The organism is Erythrobacter sp. (assembly GCF_038133525.1).
Lineage (GTDB): Bacteria > Pseudomonadota > Alphaproteobacteria > Sphingomonadales > Sphingomonadaceae > Qipengyuania.
Map to the genome: position 1 here is coordinate 1 of NZ_JAYPTL010000149.1, position 2,012 is coordinate 2,012.

General features: G+C 62.4%; 2 protein-coding genes. One reads left to right on the forward strand and one right to left on the reverse strand.

Going from position 1 to position 2,012, the window contains the following annotated elements:
* Positions 1-107 precede the first annotated feature (107 nt).
* A complete protein-coding gene (locus tag AAFM29_RS17340) occupies positions 108-977 on the reverse strand; it encodes a glycosyltransferase family 2 protein (protein ID WP_341713971.1) in 870 nt (289 codons plus the stop codon).
* 353 nt (positions 978-1,330) lie between these two features.
* Here AAFM29_RS17340 and galE point away from each other — a divergent pair.
* On the forward strand, positions 1,331-2,012 hold a 682-nt coding region (gene galE / locus AAFM29_RS17345; protein WP_341713972.1), incomplete at its 3' end, for a UDP-glucose 4-epimerase GalE.

The following is a 2,012-nucleotide window of genomic DNA, read 5'->3' on the forward strand; positions in this document are numbered from 1 at the left end:
CCACCTGTCGCGCATTTGTATTGGACCTGTCAGGGGGGATTCGCGCAATCCGTTAATAGGTAGATAACCCTAAGGTAGCGCCCGAATCGGGGCTGCGAAAATTCTCTCTAGAGATCAACGATCTTGCGAGGATCGGCCTTGCCCCGGATGAGGTCGGCAAAGCCCAGAAGATTGCCGCGAAGCCGTCCGCGACGGTCGATCGTGGGTTCGGGACGGAAGGAATGGGCAAGATTGGCCGCGACATTGCGCGCCATCAGTTCCCAGCCGTGATAGGACCCGATCGTCCCCTTCTTGCGTAGATAGACGATATTGGCGACCTGCGAATAGCCAAGGCGGAATCCCGAGGTGCGCCCGCCGCGCGTGCCCATGTGGACGCCGGTCATCTTGGCCGTGCGCAGCATCGCGCCGCGCCGTGCCAGCTGTTCGGAGAAATCGACATCTTCCTGCCAGCCATAGAGCGGCAGGTTCTCGTCGAACGACAGCCCCTCGCACGCGCTCATGCGGAAGGCCATGTTGCAGCCATAGAGCCAGCTCGTCGGCTCATCCGCCTTGTCGGGGCGGAAATCGGGCTTCTCGAGCATCGCGGCCGATTCCTCGAACGTAAGGCCGCCGGTCTGCGCGCCGTCGGCGACCAGCCAGCCGGTCAGCCCGACCAGCTTGGGATCGGCGGCGAACATCTTCTCCATCTGCTCGATGATGTCGTCCGAAACGACGAAATCGTCGTCGAAGAACACCACCACATCGGCTTCCTCGCGCAGGTGCGAGAGGGCGACATTGCGCTGGCAGCACAGGCCCTTTTTCGGGCTGATCACCGCGACCGGCGGATTGGGCAGCCTGTCGAGGCCCACGATATCTTCGGGCGCTGCGCCCACGACGATGATGCCATCGGGCTTGCGCGTCTGGCGGTCGAAACGCTCGACCACCTGGCTCATGATCTTGGGCCGACCGGTGGTGGCAATGGCGACGTGGATGCGCATCTGTGGGGGCTGCTCCGCAGTTCTTGAAATTCAGGGATGGACCGCGGAGATTCCGCACCACCGCGACCCAAGATGCACAATTGGTTCGCTTTTCGCCATGCTTATAAGGGCTGAGGCTCCAAAGGGGTATCGCGCACCCACCCCTTGGCCGCGCCTGAGCCGAAGGGATGACAGGCACGGTTAAATTGCCGCGCCATGCCGTGCGCCGGGCGAGGCGGGCCGATTATCTAGCCGGGGGGATTAATCCCGAGTGCCGCCGGGATAATGCGCAAAGTTAACCCGCTCGCCGCCGCGCGCTGATATAAGCCGCACCATATTCCGACCCGTTCAAAGTTTTTCGAAAGGCAATTTGCATGGCTCCGTTCCCCGTACTGGTGACAGGTGGCGCAGGATATATCGGGAGCCATGCCGTGCTGGCGCTGGTCGATCGCGGCTGGCCGGTGGTGGTGCTCGACGATCTGTCGACGGGGTTCCGCTGGGCCGTGCCCGATGGCGTCCCTTTCTATGAGGGGGACGTGGTCGACACCGATCTGGTGAAGCGCATCTTTGCCGAACAGAAGATCGGCGCGATCATGCATTTTGCCGGATCGATCATCGTGCCCGAATCGGTCGAGAACCCGCTCAAATATTACGACAACAACACGGGCAAGAGCCGCACGCTGATCCAGGCGGCGGTCGAATCGGGCATCCCGCATTTCATCTTTAGCTCCACTGCCAGCGTTTATGGCGAGGCGGAGGCGAAGCCTTTGTCCGAGGATGAGCCGCTCGCCCCGTTCAACCCCTATGCCATGTCAAAGGCCATGACCGAGCGCGTGCTGGCCGACACGGCCAAGGCGCATGACATGAACTATTGCGTGCTGCGCTATTTCAATGTCGCGGGCGCGGACCCCGAAGCGCGCAGCGGCCAGTCGGGCGTGGGATCGACGCATCTGATCAAGGTCGCGCTGGCGGCGGCGCTGGGCAAGCGTAGCGAAGTCGCGGTTTTCGGGCAGGATTACGCCACCCGCGACGGCACCGGCATTCGCGACTATATCC